Raw genomic sequence first — 25,670 nt, 5'->3', positions numbered from 1 at the left:
CACCCTAGCCTGAGTGCATGTTGCCGCCGATCGTTTCTCCCTCCTGGTTCGCCGAGCACCGCGATGAGGTCGTCGTCGCCGACGTGCGCTGGTACCTCGACGGGCGGTCGGGGCGCGAGGCGCACGAAGCCGGCCACATTCCCGGCGCCGTGTTTGTCGACCTCGACGCGTGGCTCGCCGCCCCCGCGACGCCAGCCGATGGTCGGCACCCGCTGCCCGACCCGGCGGTCTTCGCGATGGGGCTCGGAGCGGTCGGCATCGGCGACGGCGACGCCGTGGTCGCGTACGACGACGCCGGCGGCGTCATCGCCGCGCGTCTCGTCTGGATGCTCCGGGCCGTCGGCCACGACGCCGCCCTTCTCGACGGCGGCCTGGATGCGTGGGTCACCGCGCATGGCGAGGATGCGCTCGAGACGGGCCCGGTGGACGCGCGGCCGCGGTCGCTGTCGACCCGCGCGTGGCCCGCCGAGCGATTGGCCGACCTCGACGAGGTGAGCCGAGCATCCGCCGATGAGGGACCCTTGCTGGTCGACGCCCGCGCGCCCGAGCGGTACCGCGGCGAAGAGGAACCCGTCGACGCCCGCGCCGGCCACATTCCCGGCGCGGTGAACCTGCCCACCCGCGACCACGTCGGACCCGACGGCCTGCACCTCGCGCCGGAGGTGCTGCGCGAGCGCTTCGCGGCGGCCGGCGCGGCCGAGCGCGAGGTGGTCGCCTACTGCGGCTCGGGCGTCACCGCCTGCCACACGCTGATAGCCCTCGAGTACGCGGGTCTTTCCGCCGGGCGCCTCTACCCCGGCTCGTGGTCGCAGTACGCGGCCGCTCCCGGCCTTCCCGTAGCCACCGCTCAGTAGGCTTGCCCGCATGAGCGGTGAGAGCCCCCTGCACGGCGAATACAAGGTTCCCGGCGGAAAGCTTGTTGTCGTCGACCTGACGGTCGAGAACGACGCGATTGCGAGCATCCGAATCGCGGGCGATTTCTTCGTCGAACCCGACGAGACCGTTCACGAAATGGAACGCGCCGTCACCGGGATGCGCGCCGACAGCGACGCTGTCGCCCTCACGCGGGCGCTCACCGCCGCGGTGCCGGCCGGGGCGCAGCTGCTGGGGTTCAGCCCCGAGGCCGTGGCGACGACGATCCGCCGAGCGGTGAACAGCGCCACCACGTTCGCCGACCACGACTGGCAGCTCGTGCGCGGGCCGGCGCTGCAGCCCGTGCAGCAGATGGCGACCGACCAGGTGCTCACCGAGGAGGTCGGCGCCGGGCGGCGCGGGCCGACGCTGCGCATCTGGGAGTGGGCGAGTCCCGCCGTCGTCATCGGGTCGTTCCAGAGCGTGAAGAACGAGGTCGACCTCGACAACGCTGCCGCCTACGGCTTCGAGGTCGTGCGCCGCGTGTCGGGCGGCGGTGCCATGTTCATCGAGCCGCAGTCGGCGATCACCTACTCGCTGTACGCGCCCGTCGACCTGGTGAAGGGCATGAGCTTCGCCGAGTCGTACGCGTTCCTCGACAGCTGGGTGCTGACCGCCCTGCACGACCTCGGCATCGACGCCTCATACGTGCCGCTCAACGACATCGCGAGCCCCGCCGGCAAGATCGGCGGCGCCGCGCAGAAGCGCCTCGGCGCCGGAGCCGTGCTGCACCACACGACCATGGCCTACGACATGGACGGCGACCGCATGACCCAGGTGCTGCGCATCGGGCGCGAGAAGATTAGCGACAAGGGCATCGCGAGCGCTAACAAGCGCGTCGACCCGCTGAAGTCGCAGACCGGAATGACCCGCGACGCCATCATCGACTCGCTCGTCGACACCTTCGACCGGCTGTACGGCCTCACCGAGGGGGCCATCACCGACGACGAGAGCGCCCGCGTCGAGCAGCTTGTCGCCGAGAAGTTCGGCACGCACGGCTGGGTGCACCGGGTGCCGTGAGGTCGCGCCTGCGCGCGACCGCGCTCGTCCTGCTACTCGCCGGCCTCCTGGTCGGCGGCATCATTGCGAGCGCTGTCACGGGGCAGCTGGCCGTCGCCCCCACCGAGGTGCTCGGCTCGCTGCTACGGGCCATCGGCATCGACACGGCGTGGGCTCCGACCGACCCGATCGTGGAGTCCACCCTGTGGGTCGTGCGCTTCCCGCGCATCGTCATGGGCCTCATGGTGGGGGCATCGCTCGCCGTCGCTGGCGCCGTCATGCAGGCCATCTTCGGCAACCCGCTCGCCGAGCCCGGCGTCGTCGGGGTGTCTTCAGGAGCCGCGCTCGGCGCATCCATTGCGATCACGATCGGCGCGAGCGTGCTCGGCGGTCCGGGAGTCGCGGTGTTCGCCTTCCTTGGCGGGCTAGTGGCCACGCTACTCGTCTACGCCGTCGCGCGGGCAGGGGGGCGCACCGAGGTCGTCACTTTGCTGCTCACTGGTATCGCCATCAACGCCTTCGCGCACGCCGGCATCGCCTTCGTGCTGTTCATCGCCGACTCGGCCAGCCGCGAGCAGATCGTGTTCTGGCAGCTCGGCTCGATCGCCGGGTCGCTGTGGAACCAGGTGCTGATCGTCGCCGTCGTAGCGCTGTTCGGCACGCTCGCCGCGCTCTTCCTCGCCCGCCGACTCGACCTGCTCGCACTCGGCGAGCGCAACGCCCGCCAGCTGGGGGTCAACGTCGAGCGGCTGCGCATCGTCGCCATCGTGCTCGTCGCCCTACTCACGGGTGCCGCGGTCGCGTTCACCGGCATCATCGCCTTCGTCGGCCTGGTCGTGCCGCACATCATCCGCATGATCATCGGGCCCGCCCACCGCGGTCTCATTCTCGCCAGCGCTGTCGGCGGCGGTGCCCTGCTCGTCATCGCCGACCTCATGACCCGAACCCTCATCGCCGGGGCCGAACTGCCGATCGGCATGCTCACCTCGCTGGTCGGAGGGCCGTTCTTCTTCTACCTGCTCTGGCGGCAGCGTCGACGCAGCGGGGGGTGGGCGTGATGAGCGACCTGCCCGGAACGCCCGTCACCGGGTCGATCCCCGCCCACCCGTCAGAGAGTCGCGTCGTGCTTGAGGCGCGCGGCGTCGGGGTGACACGTGACGGCCGGCCGATCCTGCACGACGTCAACCTTGAGGTGCGCACCGGCGAGGTGCTGGCGCTTGTCGGCCCCAACGGTGCTGGCAAGTCGACGCTTCTCGGCGCCCTCAGCGGCGAACTCGACTACGACCACGGCACCGTGCTACTCGACGGCAAGCGCCTCGGCGACTACCGCACGATCGAGCTCGCCCGTCGCCGCGCCGTACTCAACCAGGCCAGCGAGGTGAGCTTCCCCTTCCTCGTGCGCGAGATCGTCGCCATGGGCCGCAACCCGTGGGTGCGCACCCCGCAGTTCGACGATGACGAGAAAGCCATCGCCGAGGCGGTGCGCACCGCCGACGTCGGCCACCTCGTCGAGCGGCGCTTCACCGCGCTGTCGGGCGGCGAGCGCGCGCGGGTGTCGCTCGCCCGCGTGCTCGCGCAGCGCACCGAGATCGTGTTCCTCGATGAGCCGACTGCGGCGCTCGACCTGCGCCATCAAGAAGACGTGATGCGCGCATCCCTGGCCCTCGCCCGCGCGGGGCGCGCGGTCGTCGTGGTGCTGCACGACCTCTCGCTCGCGGCCGCATACGCCGATCGCATCGGCATGCTCACCGGCGGAACCCTTGCCGCGATCGGCACCCCGAACGAAGTGCTGACCGCCGAGCGCGTCGGCCGCGCCTACGGCCTGGGTGTGCGGGTGTACCACCCGACGCCGGGCTCGCGGCCGGTCATCCTGCCGCTGCGCGACTAGCCGCGTTCGCGCCGACTCGCGTCGCGCAGGCCCCGCCGCGCCGCACTGTTGTCGCGTCGCCCCGGAGGGTCTCGCGGCACGCGGCGGGCCGGCCGCGACACGCCATGACGCGGGGGCATCCACCGGGGCTGCGCGACACTGGCTCGACACATGAGCCGGCTGCACACACGGGCGAGACCGGCGAAGTGCCTGCTACCGACGCGCGAGGTCGTCGTATTCGGGATGCCGGCGCATCCACATGCGCACGAACCCGCACACCGGCTGCACCGGTTCCGCGCGTGTGTTACGAACCTCGTCGAGGATCGCCTGCACGACCTCACCACCCACGCCCTTGTTGCGCATGAGCGGGGGCACTTCGGCGTGCAACAACCGCAGGGTGCCGCCGGCGACGTCGTAGTCGATCCAGCCCTGCAGTTCGTCGCCGCGGTGCACGGAATAGCGGGAGGCATCGGGCTCGTGGGTCACGGTGAGGCTCATGCCGGGCACCCTATCGGCGCTGCACGGCAGTGGGCTGGGTGGCCCCGGTCGTCGACACGCTCTCGACGATCCATCACAATCGAGCCATGACGTCGTACGTTCGCCCCGAGATCGCGCCTCAGGAGTACCGCGATGTGAGCGGCACTGTGATTCCTTACGGCGAGCGGTGGGGCTTGGCTGGACCTCCCGAAGACTCGTACAGCTGCGTCACGCACCCCGAGCGATTCGCGCCGCTACACGAGGTCGCGCGAGCCCTCGTTGCGCACCTCACTCTCACCTTCGACATTGAGATAGAGCGTGGCGCCTCCCTCGCGGACGAGCTCGGGAGGAGACAGATCCCCATCATTGATGCTTACACGTTGCGCCCACGTGCCGTCGACGCGGCACCGTTGGACATTGCGCTGACCGGCTACCCGGGGGTGGTCCTCGCGGCGGGAGTGCTGTGGGAGTCGTCTTACCCGGTATGTGGCTGCGACGCCTGCGACGAGACCTGGGAGAGAGCAGCCGACGAACTGGAGAGCCACGTCCTCGCTGTCGCCGATGGTCGCTTCCGTGAATCGGTGGCAACGCAAGGGCGTGCGGATGGTCGGGCAACATACGGCTACCGGTTCGCCGGAAGCATGTCCGGAACGGGCGGCCTGACGCATGTGTCCGACGCGAAACGAGAAGCCGCTATCGAGCGGCTCGCGACTCTGTCTGCTGGTTGGCTGTCGTGGCCTCGACGCTGACGGCTCGGCGGTTCGAATCGGCGACTGCGGCCGCCCCCGTCAGGCCGATTGGCCCTGCACGAGCGCCGTCGGCAGGATCGTCACCCGAGAGATCTCGCGTCCCTCGATGCGGTCGATCAGCAGCCGCGCCATCGTGCGCCCGACCTCGACGGTCGGCTGCTCGATGGCCGTGAGGCGCGGGTTGGCGTTGGTGGCGAAATAGTCGTTGTCGATCGAGGTGATCGAGACATCCGCGGGCACCGCGAGGCCCGCATCCCGCATGGCGGAGAGTGCGCCGGAAGCCAGCTGCGAGCTCGCCGCGAAGAGGGCGTCGAAGCTCTCCCCGCGGGCGAGCAGCCTCCGCATCGCCTCGAATCCGCCCGCGGGCGTGAAGTCGGCGCGCTCGACGAGGGAAGATGCGAGCCCTGCGGCGTTCAGCGCGTCGCGCCAGCCGTCGAGGCGGTCGACACCGGCGGCCATGTCGGCCGGCCCCGCGATCGTAGCGATGCGCGTGCGGCCCCCAGCGATCAGGTGCTCGGTTGCCACGCGCGCGGCGGCCCGGTTGTCGACGTCGACGTAGAAGGCGTGCTCGCCCTCCGGCCCCATGGGGCGTCCGCCGAACACGACCGGCATGGTGCGGGCGAGGGCGAGGAATGCGCGGTCGTCGGAGTGGTGCGAGAGCACGAGCGCCCCGTCGACGTTGCCCGCCTGCAGGAAGTTGCGGCTCTTCTCTGCGTCCGTCTCGGGCGTGATGAGCAGGCTGAGGGTGTACTTCGTGCTCGACAGCGCCATCGCCACGCCCTGAATCACGGAGGCGAAGTAGGGGTCGGCAAAAAACTTCGCGGTGTTCTCGGGGATGACGAGGGCGATCGCGAAGGTGCGCCGCGAGGCCAGGCTGCGCGCCGCGCGGTTTGGCACATAGCCGAGCTCGGCGATCGCTCGCGAGACCGCCTCCCGCGCCTCGACGGTCACCTTCGGCGAGTCGTTGATCACCCGCGAGACCGTCGCTCTCGACACGCCTGCGACCGCGGCGACCTGCTCGAGCGTGGGCGCGCTCGGCGGCGACGTCTCGAGGGTCATGGGCGCTCCGCAGTAGAGGTGGGGTGTGGCCCCATCCTAGATCGCGGCCGCGATGCCCTGCCCGGCGGGGGTCGGCGCCGCATCCCGGTGGGCGCGAATGATCTCGGCGTACACGTGCCCGCTGCGCTTGACCGTGCGCAGTTGACTGTCGTAGTCGACGTGCACGATGCCGAAGCGCTTGTCGTAGCCCCACGCCCACTCGAAGTTGTCGAGCAGCGACCAGACAAAGTACCCGCGCACGTCGGCGCCCTCCTCGATGGCAGAGGCGACGGCGTCCAGGTGGTCCTCCAGGTAGGCGACGCGATCGGGGTCCTCGACACTCCCGTCCTCGCCGACCACGTCCTCCCAGGCGGAGCCGTTCTCGGTGACGTAGAGGGGCGGCAGCTGCGGGTACTGCTGACCCAGCCGCACGAGCAGCGAGCGCAGCCCGTCGGAGTTGATCTCCCAGCCCATGGCCGTGCGCGGCAACCCGCGCGAGGGGAAGGTCAGGTCCTCGGATCCGACGAACATGCTGCCGCGTGCATACGTGGTGGGTCGCAGCCCCGGCGGGGTTTCGGGTGGCAGCGGATGCCCGCTGACGTTGTCGTCGTGATAGTGGTTCACGCCGAGAAAGTCGAGCGGGGCGGCGATCGTCGCCAGGTCGCCGTCGTGGATGAACTCGGCGAAACGGTGGTCGGCAACGCTGTCAAGGAAGAGTTGCGGGTACCGGCCGAGCAGTAGGGGCTCGAGAAAGGCGCCGTTCCAGATCGCGTCGAGTCGCGCGGCCGCGTCGAGGTCGACGGGGTCGCTCGGGTCGTTCGGCACCGCGTTGGTGAGGTTCAGTGTGATGCCGATGTTCTCGGCGCCGCGCCCGCGCAGCGCTCGCGTCGCCAGCCCGTGCGCGAGGTGTTGGTGGTGTAGCGCGCCGAGCGCCGCGCGCGGCTCCATGCGCCCCGGTGCGTGCTCACCGCCGCCGTAGCCGATAAGAGAGGAGCACAGCGGCTCGTTGAAGGTCGTCCAGTGGTCGACGCGGTCGCCGAGCACATCGTGGACAGCGTGCGCGTAGTCGAGGAAGCGGTGAGCGGTGTCGCGGTTCGGCCAGCCCCCGGCCTCTTCGAGCGTCTGCGGCAGGTCCCAGTGGTAGAGGGTGAGCCACGGCAGGATCCCTACGGTGAGCAGCTCGTCGACGAGCCGGCTGTAGAAGTCCAGGCCCGCGGCGTTGGTGCGCACGCCGTCGGGCTGGACGCGCGCCCAGCTCACCGAGAATCGGTACGAATCGAGACCGAGTCGGCGCATGAGCGCAACGTCCTCGGGCATCCGGTGGTAGTGGTCGACCGCGCGTTCGGGGGTGTCGCCGCCGGCGATCGCGCCGGGGACGCGAGCGAACGCATCCCAGATGGAGTCGCCCTTGCCGTCTTCGTGGGCGGCGCCTTCGATCTGGGCGGCGGCGGTCGCCGCGCCCCAGAGGAATGCGGGGGGGAAACGGTGAGCCATCAGCCCTTCACTGCTCCTTGCATGATTCCAGAGATGAGTTGACGCCCCGCTGCGATGAAGAGGATCAGCAGGGGCAGCGTCGCGAGCACGGCGCCCGCGAGCACGATCGAGTAGTCGACGTAGTAGCCGGACTGCAGCTGGCTGAGGGCCGTCTGCAGCGTGGGGTTCTGCGGGCTCAGCACGATGAGCGGCCACAGGTAGTCGGTCCACGCCATCATGAACGTGAACAGGCCGAGGATCGCCATCGCGGGCCGCGCGGCGGGCACGGCGACGGTGAAGAAGGTGCGCAGCTGGGTGGCGCCGTCGACCCGCGCCGCCTCGATGAGTTCGTCGGGGATCACGCCGACCAGGTACTGGCGCATGAAGAACACGCCGAACGCCGTGACGAGGGTCGGCACGATGACGGCGCCGAGCGTTCCCGTCCAGCCGAGTTCGCGCATGACGATGAACAGCGGGATGATGCCGAGCTGCGTCGGGATGGCCATGGTGGCGATCACGAAGACGAGCAGACCTTCGCGGCCGCGGAAGCGCAGTTTCGCGAAGGCGTAGCCCGCGAGCGTCGAGAACGTGACGACCGAGATCGTGATCACGCTGGAGACGATGATCGAGTTGCCGAGCGCGAGCCAGAAGGGGATCGCGTCGAGCACGCGGGCGGCGTTCGCGAGGAAGTTGCCGCCGGGGATGAGCGGCAGGGTCTCGCCGCGCGTCGCGTTCGTGCCGCTCGCGACCACGAACGACCACCACAGCGGGTAGGCCGAGCCGAGGATCCAGGCGAGCAGGAGGCCGTAGCTGAGGAACCCGGGCCGCAGGGCGACGCCCGATCCGCCGCCACGCCGACGCTTCCGCGCGGACGAGGACTCGGGGGACGGCCGGACGGGGGCCATCATCGGTTGGGCGGTCATCGGGTTCCTCCCTGGTGGGCGGCGAGCCGGCGTTGCGCGCGGCGGCTGATGCGTGCGGTCTCCACCGAAGCGATGCGGCGCGAGATGGCGAAGTTGACGAGTCCGATCGCGACGATGAGCAGGAACAGGAGCCACGCGATGGCAGCCGCGCGACCGAAGTCGCCGCGGAAGAAGGCCATCTCCCACAGGTAGAGCACGGTGGTCTGGAACTGCCGCTGCGAGCCTCCAATGCCGCCGGCGTTCGACACGTCGAACAGGCGCGGCTCGGCGAAAATCTGCAGGCCGCCGATGGTGGCGGTGATGATCACGAAGATCACGGTGGGGCGGATGCTCGGGATCGTGATCGAGAAGAACCGCCGTGCCGCTCCCGCCCCGTCGATCGCCGCCGACTCGTGGAGGTCGCGGGGCACGGCCTGCATCGCGGCGAGCAGGATGAGTGTGTTGTAGCCCGTCCAGCGCCAGTTCACCATGGTGGCGATCGCGACGTGGCTCGCCAGGACGTCGTTCTTCCACTGGATCGGGTCGATGCCGACGAGGCCGATGAGGTTGTTGACGAGCCCGGACTGCTCGTTGAAGACGTTCGTAAAGATGAGGGCGACGGCGACCGGGGTGACGACGTAGGGCAGCAGCACGCTCATCCGCCAGAAGGTGCGAGCCTTCAGGTGCTGGTCGAGGATCGAGGCGAGCACGAGCGCGACGGCGAGCTGCGGGATCGTCGATAGCAGGAAGATGCTGAGCGTGTTGCCGATCGAGTTCCAGAAGAAGCGGTCGCCGAGCACGGTGGCGAAGTTCTCGAGGCCGACGAAGTCGCCCTGCCCCTGCAGTAGCGGCCAGTCGTGCAGCGAGACGACGAGGGTGTAGACGAGGGGGAAGAGCCCGGTGACGGCGAACAGCACGAAGAAGGGCGCGATGTAAAGGTAGGGCGATGCCGCCATGTCGAGCCGCGAGAGCGACCAGCGGCGGCGTCGCCGGGTGCGCCCGTTCGCGTCGGCGGGGGAGGGCGTGCCGGGCGCATCGCCTGCGGCCGCGGTGCGCGGCAGTGTGTCAGTCACGAGAGGTCCGTTCGCGGTAGCGGGCTGATGTGGGGGCGGGCTCCCCGCGTCGGTCGCAGGGAGCCCGCCGGGTCGACGTCGGGTCAGTCGACCAGTTCGTTCAGCAGTTGCAGCGCCTCTGCCCACGCCTCGTCGGCGGTCATCTCACCGCGGTCGAGGGCCTGCAGGGGCGGTCCGAAAACGTTCTCCTGGATGAGCGAGTCGTCCGGACCCTTGAACTGCGCGATGACACCTTCGGCGCGGCCGGCGAGGATCTCACCCACGGGAGCGTCGTTGAAGAACGCGTTCGGGATGGGGTTCGCGGCGAGCTCCTGCTGCGCCTCGAGGGTGCTCGGGAAGGTGCCGGCGGCCTCAAACTGCTTGATCTGCTGCTCGGGCTGCGTCAGCCAGTCGGCGAGCTTGGCGGCCTCCTCCTTGTTGTTGCTGGTCTCGGGGATGGCGAGGAAGGCGCCGCCCCAGTTGGCCGCACCGCCGGGGAACACGTCGGCGAAGTCCCAGCCGGTGTCGGCGCTGCCGCCGCCGGCCTCGGTGTTGCCCTGCAGCACCCCGAGCATCCAGCCCGGGCAGATGAAGGTCGCGAAGGTGCCGTCGACGAACGACTGTCCGCCGTTCCAGTCCCACGCCGACTGCGCGGCCGACTGGCCACTCAGCGTCGCTTCGGCCAGCTGGTCGAAGCGGGCGCGGAGCTCGGCGTTGCCCTCGACGTTCAACTCGCCGCTCGAGGTGTAGTAGCCCTCGTCGAGCTGGTTGACCATCGCGTTCCAGACGAAGCCCGAGTGGTCGTACCAGGCGCGTCCGGTCTCGGCGAGGTAGTCGGCGCCGACCTCGAAGTAACGGTCCCAGCCGCCATCGAGCAGCTCGGCGACGCCCTCACGGTCGCTCGGCAGGCCGGCCTCTTCGAAGAGCGGGCCATTGAAGCAGATGCCCTCCGGTCCGATGTCGGTGCCGTAGCCGATGACGCGGCCGTCGGGGTCGGTGGCCTGCTGGTACTTCCAGTCGACCCAGTCGCTCCCGCGGTCCTCGATGCCGTACTCGCGCAGGTCGACAAAGCGGTCGCTGACCTCCATGATCGAGCCGAGCCAGCCCTCCTCGAGGGCGACGATGTCCGACAGACCGCTGCCGGCGCCGAGCTTCGTGAAGACGTCGGTGCGGGCGTTGCCGCCGGTGTCGATGTTGTTGGCGACGATCCGGACATTGGGGTTCAAGTCCATGTACTCCTCGTACAGGGCCTCGTAGCCGAAGGTTCCGAAGGTGGTGATGGTGAGCTCGATCTGCTTGCCGTTGCCGCCGGGCTCGTTCGGCCCGGTCGCGGTGTCGGTGGCGCAGCCGCTCGCTACGAGGGCCAGCACCGCCGTGCCCGCCGCGATGCTCGCGGCGGACGTTGCTCGTGACAATCTCACGGGGGTCACTCCTTTGTGCGTGGTGGGTGGGAATGAGAGCGCTCTCATTCCGAAGCTGTGAGAGCGCTCTCACGTTGGCGGTCACGCTAGACCGGCCGCGCATGGTGTGTCAAGGATCTCTGCTCGATTCGCAAAAATGCCTGGTCAACGGCACGCGCTCCACCCCCGGTCCGGTCGCCTAGGCTCGAAGGGTGCCGATGTTCCCCGCCCGCCGACACCGCGCTACCGCCGTGGGAGCCGCCGTCGTGCTGCTCGTGGTGGCCGCGTGCGCGTCGGAGCGCGACGTCCCCGAGGTGCCGACCGTGAGCATCCCGCCGGCACCGTCGCCCACCGCGTCACCGACGCCGATCCCCGAGCCGTCTCCCGAGCCGACATTCGACCGCGAAGCCCGGTCGATCGACGACCCCGCGAGCATCTGGGTGGTCGTGAACAAGCTCCGGCCGCTCGACCCCATCGATTTCACGCCACCGGACCTGGTCACGGCACCCGTCTCGGCGACGAACCCGGCGACGATGCGCGCTGAGGTGGCCGACGCTCTCGTCGCGCTGTTCGACGCCGCGCGCGTCGAGGAGGGCATCGAGCTGCAGTCGCAGAGCGCCTACCGCAGTCACGCGACACAGAGCACGATCTACGCGAACGGTGTCGCGGCCAACGGCGTCGAGTACACCGACCGCTTCAGTGCGCGCCCCGGCCACAGCGAGCACCAGACGGGCCTCGCCGTTGATATCGGGGTGCCCGGAGGCGAGTGCTCGTTCCAGGCGTGCTTCGGCGAGCTTCCCGCGGGCGTCTGGCTGGCTGAGAACGCCCACCGCTTCGGGTTCCTCCTGCGCTACCCCGACGGCGCTCAACCCATCGTCGGATTCGACTACGAGCCATGGCATTTCCGGTACATCGGCGTCGAGCTGGCGGCCGAAATGCACGAGCAGGGCGTCGCCACCCTCGAGGAGTTCTTCGACCTGCAGCCCGCCTCCGACTACGCCGACTGAGTGAGAGCGTCGGCCATCCGGTCCACGATCTCGAGCGCGATCGGACGCGGCGTCGCGAGGATCACCCGCACCCCGCCGGCGCCGGCCGCGCCGCACGCGCGGCCATCGGTCAGGGCGACGCCGGCCTCGCGGCGGAACCACTCTCCGAGGTCGGTCTCGCGCGGGTCAATGCGGCTGGGGAAGGACACATCGCGAAGGTCGATCCAGCCGATGTAGCTGCCCTCCGGCGCGACGAACCGGGCGCTCGGGATGCTCGTTGCCAGTCGATCGGCGACCGCCGCGACCGTGCCGCGCAGGTAGTCGACGAACACGTCGAGCCAGGGCCCGCCCGCGCGGTACGCCGCGATGTTGGCAACGGCGCCGAGCGTGCTGGTGCCGTGCCCGAATAGGGGGCCCTGCTCGGCGACGATGCGCTGATCGTCGTCGTTCGTGACAATGAACTGCGCGCACTTGAGGCCCGGCAGCGTGAAGGCCTTCGACGCGGACGTCGCGGTCAGCGCCTGGCGCGCGGCGGCCTCGCTCACGGTTGCGTACGGCACATGGACGGCGTCGCCGAGCAGCAGCGGAGCGTGCACTTCGTCGGCGAACACGCGCGCACCCTCGTGGCGGGCGATGACCTCGGCCAGGGCGGCGAGCTCGTCGCGCTCGAACACTCGACCGCCAGGGTTGTGTGGGTTGCACAGCACGACGAGCCGTGCGCCGGCGGTGAGCGCCGCGTCGATGGCGGCGAGGTCGAGCGTCCAGCGGCCCTGCGCATCCGTGACGTGGGGCACCTCGATGACGGCGCGTCCATGCCGGGGCGGAATCGTGAGAAATGGCATATATGCCGGAGTCGGCACGATCACCGGCGTGCCGTCCGGCGTGAAGAGGTCTATGGCGACCTCGAGGCCGTGAATCACGTCGGGAAGGTAGTGAATGCGCGCGGGCGGGACGTCCCACGCGAAGCGGTCGCGCATCCAGGCGTTCGTCGCCTCGCGGAGTTCGGCGGCAAGCGAACGCGGCAGATAACCGAAATCGCCGCGAGCGACGGCGGCGTGGAGGGCCTCGGTGACGGCGGGGGCCGTGCCCAAATCACTCTCGGCAACCCACGCGCCGATCATCCCGGGGTTTGCCGACCACTTCATGCCGCCGCGAGCATGAAGCTCGTCTGCGGTGATGGCATCCCACGATGCGTGCAGCGCCTCGCGGTCAATTGGGGCGGCCACCGCTACCCCCCGAGGGCAGCGTCGACGATCGCCTTCGCCTCGGCCTGCACCTCGCGCAGATGCTCCTCGCCACGGAACGACTCGGCGTAGATCTTGTAGACGTTCTCGGTGCCGCTCGGGCGGGCCGCGAACCACGCGTTCTCCGTCGTCACCTTGACCCCGCCGATCGCAGCGCCATTGCCGGGCGCCTCGCTCAGGCGCGCGGTGATCGGCTCGCCGGCAAGGGTGTCAGCGGTGATGGCATCGCCCGAGAGCTTCGACAGTGCCGCCTTCTGCTCGGGGCTCGCCGCCGCGTCGATGCGCTCGTAGGCGGGCGAACCGAACCGCTCGGTCTGCGCACGGTACAGCTCCGACGGGCTGCTGCCGGTGACCGACGCGATCTCGCTCGCGAGCAGGGCGAGCAGGATTCCGTCCTTGTCCGTCGTCCACACGCTGCCGTCGTGGCGCACGAAGCTCGCGCCCGCGCTCTCCTCACCGCCGAAGGCCACGGAGCCGTCGATCAGGCCCGGGACGAACCACTTGAATCCGACCGGCACCTCCCACAGGCGTCGGCCGAGGCTGTCGACGACGCGGTCGATCATGGTGGACGACACGAGCGTCTTGCCGATGGCGGCATCCGGTCGCCATTGCGGGCGGTGGGTGGCGAGGTATTCGATCGCGACGGCCAGATAGTGGTTCGGATTCATCAGCCCGCCATCCGGAGTCACGATGCCGTGCCGGTCGGCGTCGGCGTCGTTGCCGGTCAGCAGAGCGAAATCGTCGCGGTGGGCGAGAACGCTCGCCATCGCGCTCGGGCTCGACGGATCCATGCGGATCTTCTCGTCCCAGTCGAGCGTCATGAAAGCCCAAGTCGGATCGACGGCCGGATTCACGACGGTCAGGTCGATGCCGTACGTGTCGGCGATCGCGGCCCAGTAGTCGACCGACGCGCCGCCAAGCGGGTCAGCACCGATGCGCAGTCCAGCGTCGCGCACGGCACCCAGGTTGACGATGTGGCGCAGGTCATCGACGTAGTGCTTGCGGTAGTCGTACGCCTGCGTATCGACAACGGTCGAGCGCTTCACCTCGGCGTTGCCGCCCCGGATGGTCGCGTTCGCACGATCGGCGATCCACCCGGTCGCGTCCGAGTCGGCGGGCCCGCCGTGCGGGGGGTTGTACTTGAAGCCGCCGTCGCGGGGCGGATTGTGGCTCGGGGTGATGACGATTCCGTCGGCCTGCGCGCTGCCGGCATCGCGGTTGTGACAGATGATCGCGTGGCTGAGTGCGGGAGTGGGGACGTAGTCGGCGCGAGCATCCACGAGCGCGGTGACGCCGTTACCGGCGAGCACCTCCAGGGCGGTGCGCTGCGCGGGTGCCGACAGGGCATGGGTGTCGGCGCCGACGAACACCGGGCCGCTCGTGCCAGCCTGCGCGCGGTACTCGACGATCGCCTGCGTGATGGCGGCGATGTGGGTGTCGGTGAAGGCCCCGTCGAGGCTCGACCCGCGGTGGCCGCTCGTGCCAAACGCGACCCGCTGGGCGGGGTCATCCATGTCGGGGGCGCGGTCGGCGTACGCGGCGACGAGCGCCTCGACGTCGACCAGGTCGTGCGGCTGGGCGGGGGTTCCGGCGCGTGACGTCATAGCGTCCATCCAACCACCGCGACCCCGCCCGAGCCGTGACGTTTCTCAGGAGTTCGAGCGAACTCACCCCGGAATCAGTGGGCAGGTCTCGCACGATCGACCCTCTACTCCTGAGAAACGTCACGCGCGCCGGCGAAAAACGTCACTCACGAGCGCGGGGCGGCTCCGCCGAGTCCCGCAATAGACTCGCCGCATGAGCGAGACAGCCGCCGAAACCCCGACGTACTCGTACCTCGGGCCGGTTGGCACGTTCACGTGGGAGGCACTGCGCCAGGTGCCCGAGGCCGCTGGCGCAACCTGGCGCAGCGTCTCGAACGTCGGCGAGGCCCTCGACGACGTGGTGAGCGGCCGCAGTGTCGGCGCCATGATTGCCATTGAGAACTCCGTCGAGGGCGGCGTCAGTGCCACGCAAGACGCGCTCGCCACCGTGCCGGGCCTCCGCATCGTGGGCGAGTACCTCGTGCCCGTCGACTTCGTGCTCGTCGCGCGTCCGGGTACGACGCTCGCCGATGTGCGCACGGTTTCCGCGCATCCCGTCGCGTACGCGCAGTGCCGTCGCTTCCTGGAAGCGCAGCTGCCGAGTCACGGCCACATTCCGTCGGCGTCCAACGTGGCGTCCGCCGCGGGCCTGCTGGAGTCGACGCTCGCCGATGCCGCGATCGCGCCACCGAACATCACCGAGCACCACGACCTCGCCGTGCTTGCCGAGCACATCGGCGACAACCCCCACGCCGTCACGCGCTTCGTACTCGTCAGTCGAACGCTCGGGCTTCCGCAGCGAACGGGCGCCGACAAGACGAGCATCATCGCTGAGCTACCCGACGACGCCCCCGGACGCCTGCTCGAAATGCTCGAACAGTTCGCCACCCGCGGTGTGAACATGAGTCTGATCGAGTCGCGCCCGATCGGTGACGCCCTCGGTCGGTACCGCTTCGTCATCGACCTCGACGGGCACATCCACGACGAGCGGGTGGCCGACGCGCTGCTCGGCCTGCGTCGGTTCAGCCCCAATGTGCTCTTCCTCGGCTCGTACCCGCGCGCCGACAAGCGCCCGGTCGAGTTCGTGCCGCAGTACTCCGACGATGTCTTCACGGATGCCCGTGATTGGCTTCGCGGCATTCTTTCCGGCGAGCCCCCGCTCACCTAACCGCTCCCTGCTCGGCGCTCCGCCGGTGACGAACGGCCGTCACCATTGTCGCGCCTCCGCGCCCCCCAAACGGGGGTGAGAGCGCGACCACGGCATAATCCGAAATGTTTCGATTGCATTTCGATAACGGATGCATAACAGAAAGTTGTTCCCCACAACAAACGGGTTGTTGCTTCCAGGATTGTCTGCCTATTCTCCGCGGGTAATCTTCACCACTCGCGCAAAGGAGCGCCATGCCTCGGCATCGCACAACCGAAATTTTCGAGCTTGATACCGGCTCGTCTCCCACCCGCAGACGCCGAAGCGGGGTCGCCGTGCTTGCGGCCCTCGCGATGGTCGTCGCTCCACTCACGGCATTCGCGCCAGCGACGGCAGCCGACACCGTCGTCGCCTCGGACGACTTCTCGCAGCCACTCAGTTCCAGCTGGCAGCAAAGCGGCGGTCCGACTCTGTCGATCGCCGACGTCGACGGCAACCCGGCCCTTGAGGTCGCCGACCGCGCGCAAGACTTCGACGGGATTGAAACCGCACCCGCTGTGCTCCAGGCCGGCTCCACCTACACCGTGACTGCGCAGGTTCGCCTCGCCGAGCGAACCGACGGCGCACCCGAGGTGCGCTGGGTGCAGAACTACTCGGTCGGCGGCAACGCTCAGTTCGTGTGGGTGCCCGACAGCAACCGGCCGGTTTCCGCCGACGGCTGGACGACCATCGACGGAACCTTCACGATTCCGGCGAATGCGACCGCACCGAAGATCTACCTGGGCACCGCGAACCTCAGCGGCCCGTACACGTACTTGATCGACGATCTCGTGTTGACCCGCGCCCCCGAAACGCCGGATGTCACGCCGATCGCGAGCGACGACTTCAGCCAGCCGCTCAGTGAGTCGTGGCAGCAGAGTGGCGATCCCACCCTGTCGATCGTCGACGTCGATGGTGACCCTGCCCTGCGTGTTGGCGATCGCGACCAAGACTTCGACGGAATCGAGACGGCGCCCGGCGTTCTGGTCGCGGGCAACACCTACGAGGTCGGGATGCGCGTGCGCCTCGACGAGGGAACGACCGGTACCCGCGACGTGCGTTTCGTCACCAAGCCGGGCTTCCAATGGGTACCGAACACGAACACGCCGGTGTCGGCCGATGGCTGGACCACGATCGAAGGCACGTTCACGGTGCCCGCGGACGCTGACGAGCCCAGCGTGTACATCGGCACCGCAGACAGCGACCCCGCTGCCGCGTACGCCTACCTCGTGGACGACCTGTTCCTGAACCAGATCGGCGGCGACGGCCCGACCGACCCGGGCCCGACCGACCCCGGTACTCCGGGTGAGCAGGTCGTCGCGATGACGACGAGCTTCGAGGACGGCCTCGACGGCTGGATCCTCCGCCGCTCGAGCAACCTCGAGGTTGCTCCGACGGTGAGCGTCACCGACGAGTTCGCGCGCACGGGCACGCAGTCGGCGGTGGTCGCCAACCGCGGCAACCAGGGCGACGGCATCGGCTTCAACGTCATCGACGTTCTGCTGCCGGGCATCACCTACGAGATCGAGGCGTGGGTGCGGTTCGCGCCGAACCAGCCCGCCGGCGACATCTGGGTGACCTTGCAGGCGGACTCGGCGTTCCAGACGATCGCGCAGAACACGGGCTTGTCGAACGGCGAGTTCCGTCAGGTCAGCGCCACCGTCACGATGCCGCCGAACGCGCTCACGACGGGGCTCTTGTACTTCGAGACCGCGTACGTGGCCCCGCCGGCCACCGGAAACATCACCACGTTCTACATCGACGACATCACGGTGACCCAGGCCGAAGAGCTGACGGTCGCCGACGTCCTGCCGATCAAGAGCACGACCGACTTCCCCGTCGGCGTGGCGATCGACTCGCGTGAGACGGGCGGGGCGCAGGCCGGCACGGTCGTCCGCCACTTCGATCAGGTGTCGGCTGAGAACTCGATGAAGCCGGAAGCGTTCTACAACAACAACCGGCAGTTCGTCGCTCCCGGCGACGCAACGCAGGTGATGAACTTCGCCCGCGACAACGACCTGCGGGTGTGGGGCCACACGCTCGTCTGGCACGCCCAAACCCCGACGTGGTTCTTCCAGAACGCGCAGGGTCAGCCGCTGTCAACGTCGGACGCCGACAAGCAGATCCTTCGTGATCGGATGCGCGCCCACATCTTCAACGTAGCGGCGCTGTATGCGGATCAGTACGGCCCGTACGGCGGGGGTAACCCCATCGTCGCGTGGGATGTGGTGAACGAGGTCGTCACCGACTCGAACACGACGGATGACGGTCTGCGCCGCAGTGAGTGGTACCGCATCCTCGGCGAAGAGTTCATCGACCTGGCGTTCGAGTACGCGGACGAGGCGTTCAACGACGTGTATGCCGCGGAGGGTTCCGACCGACCGGTGGCGCTGTTCATCAACGACTACAACACGGAGCTGTTCCCGAAGGGCACGCGCATGCTGGCACTCGTCGAGCGCCTGCTTGACCGTGGTGTTCGCGTCGACGGTGTTGGCCACCAGATGCACGTGAGCCTGTCCTTCCCCGTGCAAGACCTGGGGGCGACGCTCGAGCGCTTCGAGCCGCTGGGCCTCATGCAGGCGGTCACCGAGCTCGACGTCACGACGGGCACTCCCGAGTCGGAGGCGCTGTTCATTGATCAGGGCCTGTTCTACCAGGAGGCGTTCAACGACTTCCGTGCCTTCCACGCTCGCACCGGTCAGCTGTACTCGGCGACGGTGTGGGGCCTGAGCGACAACCGTAGCTGGCGCTCCGACCGCGGCGGACCGTTGCTCTTCGACGCCCGCCTGCAGCCGAAGCCTGCCTACTTCGGCGTGGTCAACGGGGAGCTCCCGGCCCCGCTGCGCACGGCGAACGTGTTCGGCGCGACGGTGACCGACGTTGACGATCGCCAGTGGCAGCGGATGCCCGACATCCGTATCGACAGCACGGCCACCTTCCAGCTCCGCTGGGCAGACGGCCAGCTGTACGTGCTGGTCGAGGTGGAGGACGCGACGCCGAACGCCGGCGACGCTGTCGAGTTGCAACTCGGAACGGAGACGTTCACGGTCTCGCGTGCCGACGCGCAGCGCGACGACGCCGCAGGCTGGGCGACCGTCGCGACCGTGCCGCTGGGCGGTGTGGGCGAGGGTGACCTCGTCGACTTCGATGCCCGCGTCATTGACAATGGAACGCTTCGTGCCGGGTGGAACTCGCCGGGCGTGCTCGGCAGCCTGACCCTGCTCGAGCCGCTCAGCTTCCTCGAAGTCGTGGAGGCGGAGGTGGCCCCGACGATCGACGGCACGATCGATGAGGTCTGGGAGTCGTCAACGGTGGTCGAGACCGGCAAGCAGGTTGAGGGATCGAGCGGCGCGACAGCGACCGTCCGCACCGTTTGGCGCGACGACGAGTTGTTCGTGCTGATGGAGGTCACCGACCCCGTGATCGACGTGACCGGCTCTGACCCCTGGATCCAGGACTCGGTCGAGATCTACGTCGATGGGGGCAACTTCAAGAACGGGCCGTACCGCTTCGATGACACGCAGATCCGTATCAGCGCTGAGAACGTGGTCAGCTTCGGGGCCGGGGGTGACGAGGGCTTCCAGGCTTCTCGTCTGCAGTCGGCAACCTCGATTGTGGAGGGCGGCTACATCGTCGAAGCGTCGATCAACCTGTTGTCGTACTCGGGCCTAGGCACCACGCACGGCCTCGACTTCCAGGTGAACGACGCGCAGAACGGCGCACGCCAGTCGATCCGCAACTGGGCCGACCCTTCGGGTGCCGGTTTCCAGTCGACGGCGCGTTGGGGTGTCGGCCAGCTCGTGACGGAGGCCGGAGTCGACCCGACCGACCCGACGGACCCCACCGACCCAGTGGGTCCGCCGAACCAGGGTGGCCCGTTTGGACCGGGAGGGCCCTTCGGCCCCGGTGGTCCGTTCGGCCCAGGCGGTCCTCCCACCGCGGGCGAGCCCGGCGGTCCGTTCGGTCCGGGTGGACCCTTCGGTCCGGGTGGTCCGTTCGGTCCCGGCGGTCCGCGTGGAGGTGCGAAGGCCGTCTGAGGCTAATCGCGAGGCGGGGCGTGTGACGTGACCCGAACGTTGCACGCCTCGCTCCCTACGACGGGAGCAGGGAACCTGTCGTGGGGAGGGGGCGTCACCCACTGGGTGGCGCCCCCTTCGTCGTGTTGGTTGAGGCCGCTACTTCCTCTTCGGCGCCCGCACGATGAGCGACGCCGGCGCGACCTTGACGTCGACTCCCGTGACGAGGCCCATGCCCTCGCCGTCGATCTCAAACTCTTCGGGCTTCTCGAACCGCAGGGTCGCGTGCCGGCCCTGGAAGTAGCGCAGGCCCCGCACCGGCTTGTTGCCCGCGAGCAGTCGGCGGCCGGCGCGCGTCTTGCGCAGCACCCCGTTCTCCCAGAACACCGCCGTCGACACCCGAACCCAGCCCGCGAAGTTGCGCGGCCGCATGCCGACGATGTCGAGCAGACCGTCGTCGATTTCGGCGTCGGGCATGAGCAGCACGCCGCCGGGCAGTGCGCCGCAGTTGCCAACGAGCAGGGTGTGCACGCTCGTCGAGCGCGGCGACGACCCGTCGAGCGTGTAGGTGAGGCGCACGGCGTCGACATCGCGAACGATGCGCGCGATCGCCTCGACGTAGGCGAGCCAGCCCACGCGCTTCTTCAACTCGGGGTTCGTTGCGGCGATCATCTTGGCGTCGATGCCGATGCCGATCATGACGATGAAGGCGTGCGCCTCCTCCGCGCCATCCGGGCGGATGATCGTGGCGATTCCCGCATCGATCGCCCGGTCCTCGCCGTCGAATACCGTGTCGACGGCCTCGTCCATACGGTTCACGGAGATGCCGAGGTTGCGGGCGAGCAGATTGCCTGTGCCGGCCGGCAGCAGCGTCATGGGGAGCCCAGAGTCGATGAGTCCCTCGCTGGCGGCGCGAACGGTGCCGTCCCCGCCGGCGACGAGCACAGCATCCACGTTCTCGGTCGCGGCCTTGCGTGCGAGGTTTTGCCCCGGCTCTTCGGGGGTCGTCTCGAGCCAGAGGGTCGGCGCGTAGCCGTGCGCGACCTCGCGCTCGCCCACCATCTCTTGCAGGCGCTCGATGTCGACTTTGATCGGGTTGTACACGACGGCGATGCGGCGCTGAGCGGGGCGCGGGGCGGGCGGCATGGCGCTCAGCGTAGGGCAGATCACTATGCGAGTGCCGAGGGATGTTCGCCGAGCTTCACGGGGGCTACCCCCAGCGAGGCTCGTGGGCGCGTGCCAGACTAGAGGCCGTGATCGACCCCCACCTGCTGCGCGAGAACCCCGATCTGATCCGTGAATCGCAGAAGGCCAGAGGTGCATCGGTCGACGTGGTCGATGAGGCGATCGCCGCGGACCGCGCGCGCCGCGACGCGATCAACGCGTTCGAGACGCTTCGGGCTGAACAGAAGGCGTTCGGGGCGACGGTCGCGAAGGCTCCGAAAGACGAGAAGGCCGCACTCGTCGCCCAGGTGCAAGAGCTCGCTGCGCGGGTCAAGCGGGCGGAGGCCGAGGCGAAGGCGGCGGAGGTGGCTTTCGATGTCGCGATCACGAGCATCCCGAATGTGATCATTGGCGGCGTGCCCTCGGGAGGCGAAGACGACTTCGTGACGCTGCGCGAGGTGGGCGACAAGCCCACGTTCGACTTCGAGCCGCGCGACCACCTCGCCCTCGGTGAGATGCTCGGCGCGATCGACATGACCCGCGGTGCCAAGGTGTCGGGCGCCCGCTTCTACTTCCTGACCGGGGTGGGCGCGCGCCTCGAGCTCGCACTCATGAACTACGCGCTCGACACGGCCCTCGACGCCGGCTTCACGCCACTCATCACCCCGACCCTGGTGAAGCCCGAGATCATGAGCGGCACCGGGTTCCTCGGCGCCCACGCCGATGAGGTCTACTACCTCGCCGAGGACGAGCTGTATCTCACGGGCACGAGCGAGGTGGCGCTCGCCGGGTTCCATGCCGACGAGATCATCGACGTCTCGGCCGGCCCCGCGCGGTACGCCGGTTGGTCGACCTGCTACCGCCGCGAGGCGGGCAGCCACGGCAAAGACACCCGCGGCATCATCCGCGTGCACCAGTTTCAGAAGCTTGAGATGTTCAGCTACATCGACCCGGCGAACGCCGAGGCCGAGCACGAGGCACTGCTCGCCCTGCAAGAGGGGATGCTCGTATCGCTCGGTCTCGCCTATCGCGTCATCGACACGGCCGCCGGCGATCTGGGCTCCAGCGCCGCCCGCAAGTTCGACGTCGAGGCGTGGGTGCCGACGCAGGGTGCGTACCGCGAACTGACCAGTACGAGTAACTGCACGACCTTCCAGGCCCGCCGCCTGAACACCCGCTTCCGCGCCGAGGACGGCGGAAAGACGGCGCCGGTCGCGACGCTCAACGGCACGCTCGCGACGACGCGCTGGCTGGTCGCCATCATGGAGACGCACCAGCAGGCTGACGGCTCGGTGGTCGTTCCTGAACCGTTGCGCCCCTACCTGCGCGGCCTCCAGGTTCTGGAGCCGGTGCGATGACCCGCGAGCTCGGGCCTAACGCACACCTCGTCGCCCTCGACATCGACGGCACGATCCTGCACGAGGACGGCACGCTGTCGCCCGCGGTCGTCGCCGAGGTGCAAAGGCTTCGCGACCTCGGCCACGAGGTGACCCTCGCCACCGGTCGCTCCGTGTCGATGACGTTGCCGGTGCTCGACCGGCTCGACATCTGCCCCGAGTACGTCGTCTGCTCGAACGGGGCCATCACCCTGAAGCGCGATGACCACGCACCCACCGGGTACCGGCGGCACCACGTGGAGACGTTCGATCCGTCGGCGGTGTTGACGAGCATCCGCCCCCACCTGACGCGCGCGAACTATGCGGTGGAAGACGAGACGGGCATGTACCGGTACTCGGGGCGGTTCCCGGCTGGTGCGCTCGGGTCGAACACCGAAGAGGTGCCGTTCGAGCAGCTCATGCACGAGCCGGCGACGCGCGTCGTCGTCATCTCGCCCGGGCACGCGATGGACGAGTTTGTCGCCGCCGTCGAGCTGATGGGTCTGCACCAGGTCAGCTACAACGTCGGCTGGACTGCCTGGCTCGACATCGCCCCCGACGGCGTCAACAAGTCGACTGCTCTGGCGCGTGTGGTCGAGACCCTCGGCATTCCCACCGAACGTGTTGTCGTCGCGGGCGATGGGCGCAACGACATCGAGATGCTGACGTGGGCCGCGTCGGTCGGCGGCCGCGCCATCGCGATGGGCCAGGCGCCGGAGGAAGTGTCGAGCGTCGCCACCGAAATCACGGGAACCGACCAAGAAGACGGCCTCGCGACGGCGCTGGCGACCCTCACAGATCCTGCATAGGCACGGGAAGCCGTCGAATCTCGGGCGTGTCGGTTAGACTGGGCGGCTGATGTCCAAGGAGGGCTGTCCGAGCGGCCGATGGAGCTGGTCTTGAAAACCAGTGGGCAGAAATGTCTCGTGGGTTCGAATCCCACGCCCTCCGCCACCCGGCAGCCCGTCGAATCCCGGGGGAGGGGTCGATGACCGAGCTGATCCGCGATCGCGCGTTGCGCTCTTTGCCGACCGCGCAGATCCGTCACGGCCGCCTGCCCCGGCCCCACTGGTGGAAGACGCTCCTCACCGTCGTCGGTGCCGCGCTGTCGGTCGTGCTCGTCAGCGGCACGGCGCTCGCCGGCATCGTCGCGTGGCGATTCGCCGAGAACATCGACCAGGACGTGCTCGTCGACGCCGAGGGCAACGTACGCGCGATCCCGGCCGTCGGCGACTGGCCCGGCGGCTTCAACATCATGGTTTCCGCACTCGATAACGCGGAAGGTCAGTTCGACGGCGCGGATCGCGGCACAACCGTTCTCAACGACGCGAACCTGCTCGTTCACGTTGCGGAAGATCAGCAGTCTGCCGTTGTCATCAGTATCCCCCGTGACCTCATCGTTCCGATCCCGTCGTGCCCGGAGGCGGACGGGGAGGGCTTCTACTCCGCGATGTCGGCTCAGCAGTTCAACGTGGCCTACAGCTACGGCGGTATGAACTGCGTCGTGTTGACGGCCGAGGCCTTGACGGGTCTCACGATCGACTATTCCGCGACCATCAGTCTCGAAGGTGTTGCGGCCATGTCGACCGCGGTGGGCGGCGTCGACATCTGCGTGACCGAGCCGATTTTCGACCGATACACCGGCCTCGACCTGCCTACCGCTGGCACTCACACGGTGGAAGGTTTCCAGGCCATGCAGTTCTTGCGTACGCGATACGGCGTGGGCGATGGCAGTGACTTCAGCCGCATCGGATCTCAGCAGCAGTACATGGCGTCCCTTATTCGCAAGCTACAAGACGAAGGCACGTTGACCAACCCCGGCGCCCTGTACGGAATCGCTCAGGTGGCGACGCAGAACATGCGCCTTTCCAGCGGCTTGACAAGCCTCGACACGATGGTCTCGATGGCGCGCGTACTGGCGGACATCCCCCGCGAGAACATCATTTTCGTGCAGTACCCGGCGACGACCAACGCCGAGGGCCGTGCCATTCCGATTGCGTCGGAAGCCGACGTGCTGTTCAGCAAGATCCTGAACGGTGAGCGCTTCACGCTCGCCGACGATCCGACCGGGAATGGGACGACAATCGACCCGAACGCTCCGCAGCCCGAGCCGTCGGCTGAGCCCGAGCCGGCGCCAACGAGCGATGCGGGCGAGGAGACCCCTGCGCCGACGGTTTCCGACGAGCCGACCGCGAGCCCCGACGCGCCCACGGGTCCCGAAGCGCTCGACTTTGGTCGGGGCCAGACGGCGGCGCAAGCGACCTGCTCCGTCGCGAACTGAGCGCTTTCGGCCGCACGCCGGTGGGCGGACGAGCGTCGGGCATCCCCGTGACGGGCTATAGTGGTCACGGCTTTCGCCAGGAGACGTCGCATAGTCCGGCCGAGTGCACCACCCTGCTAAGGTGGAGTCCCCGCAAGGGGACCGCGGGTTCAAATCCCGCCGTCTCCGCCACGGGGCCCCTTGCGAAACTCGTCAAGAGTTTTTGCGAAACTGGGGCTCGAAAGAAACGCCGCCGAGAAATCGGCGGCGTTTTGGCGTTTTCGGCGTCTTTGCGGCCTAAGGATCGCGCTGGTGGAGATCGTGGCGTGGCCCGGAAACGACAAACGGCCCCGCGTGTCCGGTTTCGGGCACGGCGAAGCCGTCGATGGTGCTGATTGGGAGTGGTGTGAGGGCAGTGCTGTGCGCGCGGTTTAGGTTCGCTGCGGTGGGTCTGCGGTGTCGAAGCTTCGTGTCATATCGTCGCGCCAGCGGTCGCCTCGGAAGTAGCCGCTCTTTCGGAAGCGGTCGCGCGCGCGAATTGTGATTCGCGGCTTGCGCGGTTTGCCGCGTTGCTCAGCTGCCTGATCTGATTCCTCGGCTTTGAGGAATCGGGCGATGCGTTCGATGTTCACTTGCGCCAGGGCAACGGTCGTCATGAAATAGAGGGCGGTCAATCCGCGCATGCGGCGCCGGCGGGGTTCGACGATTGTGCCGCGGTCCTGTTTGAGTTCTTCGTTGAAGCTTTCAACGGTGTTGCGGCCGACGCGCATCGTTTCCATCCATTCGCGTGACATGTAGGAGTACTTCTGCCGGTACTTCTGACCGATTGAGGCCTCGAACTTCACGGACGTCTGGGTGCAGATGCGGTCGGGGGCGATCGGGAGGTTTGCGGGCTCTTCGTCATGAAGCGGGGGTGAGTGGTTCGGGCGTGCCGGTGGCGGGATAGGCGGCGGGGCCTTCCAGGATGGAAGTTCCTACGCTCCCCA

Annotated in this window: 21 protein-coding genes and 2 tRNA genes; 13 read left to right on the top strand and 10 right to left on the bottom strand. The window is 68.6% G+C overall.

Annotated features, from left to right (window positions below):
• Positions 1–17: 17 nt before the first annotated feature.
• Genes EV140_RS07375 through EV140_RS07360 form a run of 4 tightly spaced genes read left to right on the top strand, consistent with a single transcriptional unit; the run spans position 18 to position 3,799 of the window.
• A complete protein-coding gene (locus tag EV140_RS07375) occupies positions 18–854 on the top strand; it encodes a sulfurtransferase (RefSeq protein WP_130282564.1) in 837 nt (278 codons plus the stop codon).
• A 28-nt stretch (positions 855–882) separates the two neighbouring features.
• Positions 883–1,932, top strand: coding sequence for a lipoate-protein ligase LplAB (locus EV140_RS07370; protein WP_130283022.1), 1,050 nt, complete (start codon positions 883–885; stop codon positions 1,930–1,932).
• Entirely contained in the window at positions 1,929–2,969 is a 1,041-nt protein-coding gene (locus EV140_RS07365) for a FecCD family ABC transporter permease (RefSeq protein ID WP_241971357.1), read from the top strand. Before EV140_RS07370 ends, EV140_RS07365 begins: the two co-directional genes overlap by 4 nt.
• Entirely contained in the window at positions 2,969–3,799 is an 831-nt protein-coding gene (locus EV140_RS07360) for a heme ABC transporter ATP-binding protein (protein WP_198674381.1), read from the top strand. Before EV140_RS07365 ends, EV140_RS07360 begins: the two co-directional genes overlap by 1 nt.
• 192 nt (positions 3,800–3,991) lie before the next feature.
• Here EV140_RS07360 and EV140_RS07355 read toward each other — a convergent pair whose 3' ends face one another.
• On the bottom strand, positions 3,992–4,276 hold the full coding sequence (locus EV140_RS07355; protein ID WP_130282560.1) for a GNAT family N-acetyltransferase: 285 nt from the start codon (positions 4,274–4,276) through the stop codon (positions 3,992–3,994).
• Between the two features lie 86 nt (positions 4,277–4,362).
• Between EV140_RS07355 and EV140_RS07350 the strand changes: the two genes are divergently transcribed.
• Entirely contained in the window at positions 4,363–5,004 is a 642-nt protein-coding gene (locus EV140_RS07350) for a DUF6226 family protein (RefSeq protein WP_130282558.1), read from the top strand.
• A gap of 39 nt (positions 5,005–5,043) precedes the next feature.
• Here the strand turns inward: EV140_RS07350 and EV140_RS07345 are convergent, their stop codons facing one another.
• The 5 genes from EV140_RS07345 to EV140_RS07325 all read right to left on the bottom strand — a co-directional run bounded on the left by EV140_RS07345 (position 5,044) and on the right by EV140_RS07325 (position 10,890).
• On the bottom strand, positions 5,044–6,063 hold the full coding sequence (locus EV140_RS07345) for a LacI family DNA-binding transcriptional regulator (protein WP_096420375.1): 1,020 nt from the start codon (positions 6,061–6,063) through the stop codon (positions 5,044–5,046).
• A 36-nt stretch (positions 6,064–6,099) separates the two neighbouring features.
• A complete protein-coding gene (locus tag EV140_RS07340) occupies positions 6,100–7,536 on the bottom strand; it encodes a glycoside hydrolase family 1 protein (RefSeq protein ID WP_130282556.1) in 1,437 nt (478 codons plus the stop codon).
• Positions 7,536–8,438 (bottom strand): carbohydrate ABC transporter permease, encoded by a 903-nt coding sequence (locus EV140_RS07335; protein WP_422386094.1) that lies wholly within the window; start codon positions 8,436–8,438, stop codon positions 7,536–7,538. Before EV140_RS07335 ends, EV140_RS07340 begins: the two co-directional genes overlap by 1 nt.
• Positions 8,435–9,490, bottom strand: a complete 1,056-nt coding sequence (locus EV140_RS07330; protein WP_241971356.1) for a carbohydrate ABC transporter permease — start codon at positions 9,488–9,490, stop codon at positions 8,435–8,437. The genes EV140_RS07335 and EV140_RS07330 overlap by 4 nt, the downstream gene beginning before the upstream one ends.
• Positions 9,491–9,573: 83 nt before the next feature.
• A complete protein-coding gene (locus EV140_RS07325; RefSeq protein ID WP_241971355.1) occupies positions 9,574–10,890 on the bottom strand; it encodes an ABC transporter substrate-binding protein in 1,317 nt (438 codons plus the stop codon).
• A gap of 197 nt (positions 10,891–11,087) precedes the next feature.
• Between EV140_RS07325 and EV140_RS07320 the strand changes: the two genes are divergently transcribed.
• Positions 11,088–11,876 (top strand): M15 family metallopeptidase, encoded by a 789-nt coding sequence (locus tag EV140_RS07320; RefSeq protein ID WP_130283006.1) that lies wholly within the window; start codon positions 11,088–11,090, stop codon positions 11,874–11,876.
• Here the strand turns inward: EV140_RS07320 and EV140_RS07315 are convergent.
• Together EV140_RS07315 and pgm are read right to left on the bottom strand one after the other, a co-directional pair.
• Positions 11,864–13,081, bottom strand: coding sequence for a MalY/PatB family protein (locus EV140_RS07315; RefSeq protein ID WP_241971354.1), 1,218 nt, complete (start codon positions 13,079–13,081; stop codon positions 11,864–11,866). The genes EV140_RS07320 and EV140_RS07315 overlap by 13 nt on opposite strands.
• 2 nt (positions 13,082–13,083) lie before the next feature.
• The gene (gene pgm, locus EV140_RS07310) at positions 13,084–14,703 is read right to left on the bottom strand and encodes a phosphoglucomutase (alpha-D-glucose-1,6-bisphosphate-dependent) (protein ID WP_130282552.1); all 1,620 of its coding nucleotides are present in this window, start codon (positions 14,701–14,703) and stop codon (positions 13,084–13,086) included.
• A gap of 193 nt (positions 14,704–14,896) precedes the next feature.
• Between pgm and pheA the strand changes: the two genes are divergently transcribed.
• Both pheA and EV140_RS07300 read left to right on the top strand, forming a co-directional pair.
• Positions 14,897–15,850 carry a prephenate dehydratase gene (gene pheA / locus EV140_RS07305; RefSeq protein WP_130282550.1) on the top strand — a complete coding sequence of 318 codons (954 nt, stop codon included), beginning with the start codon at positions 14,897–14,899 and terminating at the stop codon, positions 15,848–15,850.
• A gap of 233 nt (positions 15,851–16,083) precedes the next feature.
• Positions 16,084–19,905, top strand: coding sequence for an endo-1,4-beta-xylanase (locus EV140_RS07300; RefSeq protein ID WP_130282548.1), 3,822 nt, complete (start codon positions 16,084–16,086; stop codon positions 19,903–19,905).
• A 138-nt stretch (positions 19,906–20,043) separates the two neighbouring features.
• On the opposite strand, the gene EV140_RS07295 is transcribed toward EV140_RS07300, so the two are convergent.
• Positions 20,044–21,030, bottom strand: a complete 987-nt coding sequence (locus EV140_RS07295; protein WP_130282546.1) for a diacylglycerol/lipid kinase family protein — start codon at positions 21,028–21,030, stop codon at positions 20,044–20,046.
• Between the two features lie 107 nt (positions 21,031–21,137).
• On the opposite strand from EV140_RS07295, the gene serS reads away from it, so the two are divergent.
• The 5 genes from serS (at position 21,138) to EV140_RS07270 (ending at position 24,876) form a co-directional block, all read left to right on the top strand.
• Positions 21,138–22,406, top strand: coding sequence for a serine--tRNA ligase (gene serS / locus EV140_RS07290; protein ID WP_130282544.1), 1,269 nt, complete (start codon positions 21,138–21,140; stop codon positions 22,404–22,406).
• Positions 22,403–23,233 carry an HAD family hydrolase gene (locus EV140_RS07285; RefSeq protein WP_130282542.1) on the top strand — a complete coding sequence of 277 codons (831 nt, stop codon included), beginning with the start codon at positions 22,403–22,405 and terminating at the stop codon, positions 23,231–23,233. Before serS ends, EV140_RS07285 begins: the two co-directional genes overlap by 4 nt.
• Positions 23,234–23,290: 57 nt before the next feature.
• Positions 23,291–23,378 (top strand) — tRNA-Ser (locus EV140_RS07280).
• A 34-nt stretch (positions 23,379–23,412) separates the two neighbouring features.
• Positions 23,413–24,705, top strand: a complete 1,293-nt coding sequence (locus EV140_RS07275; RefSeq protein WP_157985629.1) for an LCP family glycopolymer transferase — start codon at positions 23,413–23,415, stop codon at positions 24,703–24,705.
• Positions 24,706–24,784: 79 nt separating this feature from the next.
• A tRNA-Ser gene (locus EV140_RS07270) sits at positions 24,785–24,876 on the top strand.
• Positions 24,877–25,115: 239 nt separating this feature from the next.
• On the opposite strand, the gene EV140_RS07265 is transcribed toward EV140_RS07270, so the two are convergent.
• Entirely contained in the window at positions 25,116–25,529 is a 414-nt protein-coding gene (locus tag EV140_RS07265; RefSeq protein WP_130282538.1) for a hypothetical protein, read from the bottom strand.
• Positions 25,530–25,670: the final 141 nt, after the last annotated feature.

It is taken from the genome of Microcella alkaliphila (genome assembly GCF_004216855.1).
Classification (GTDB): Bacteria; Actinomycetota; Actinomycetes; order Actinomycetales; family Microbacteriaceae; genus Microcella; species Microcella alkaliphila.
The sequence above is the reverse complement of the archived record's forward strand: the minus strand, read 5'-3'. Positions and strand labels throughout refer to the sequence as shown.

Coding starts and splice junctions, on each gene's coding strand:
- EV140_RS07375 (WP_130282564.1), top strand. CDS start 18: ATGTTGCCGCCGATCGTTTCTCCCTCCTGGTTCGCCGAGCACCGCGAT.
- EV140_RS07360 (WP_198674381.1), top strand. CDS start 2,969: ATGAGCGACCTGCCCGGAACGCCCGTCACCGGGTCGATCCCCGCCCAC.
- EV140_RS07355 (WP_130282560.1), bottom strand. CDS start 4,276: ATGAGCCTCACCGTGACCCACGAGCCCGATGCCTCCCGCTATTCCGTG.
- EV140_RS07350 (WP_130282558.1), top strand. CDS start 4,363: ATGACGTCGTACGTTCGCCCCGAGATCGCGCCTCAGGAGTACCGCGAT.
- EV140_RS07345 (WP_096420375.1), bottom strand. CDS start 6,063: ATGACCCTCGAGACGTCGCCGCCGAGCGCGCCCACGCTCGAGCAGGTC.
- EV140_RS07340 (WP_130282556.1), bottom strand. CDS start 7,536: ATGGCTCACCGTTTCCCCCCCGCATTCCTCTGGGGCGCGGCGACCGCC.
- EV140_RS07335 (WP_422386094.1), bottom strand. CDS start 8,438: ATGACCGCCCAACCGATGATGGCCCCCGTCCGGCCGTCCCCCGAGTCC.
- EV140_RS07320 (WP_130283006.1), top strand. CDS start 11,088: ATGTTCCCCGCCCGCCGACACCGCGCTACCGCCGTGGGAGCCGCCGTC.
- pgm (WP_130282552.1), bottom strand. CDS start 14,703: ATGACGTCACGCGCCGGAACCCCCGCCCAGCCGCACGACCTGGTCGAC.
- pheA (WP_130282550.1), top strand. CDS start 14,897: ATGAGCGAGACAGCCGCCGAAACCCCGACGTACTCGTACCTCGGGCCG.
- EV140_RS07300 (WP_130282548.1), top strand. CDS start 16,084: ATGCCTCGGCATCGCACAACCGAAATTTTCGAGCTTGATACCGGCTCG.
- EV140_RS07295 (WP_130282546.1), bottom strand. CDS start 21,030: ATGCCGCCCGCCCCGCGCCCCGCTCAGCGCCGCATCGCCGTCGTGTAC.
- EV140_RS07285 (WP_130282542.1), top strand. CDS start 22,403: ATGACCCGCGAGCTCGGGCCTAACGCACACCTCGTCGCCCTCGACATC.
- EV140_RS07275 (WP_157985629.1), top strand. CDS start 23,413: ATGACCGAGCTGATCCGCGATCGCGCGTTGCGCTCTTTGCCGACCGCG.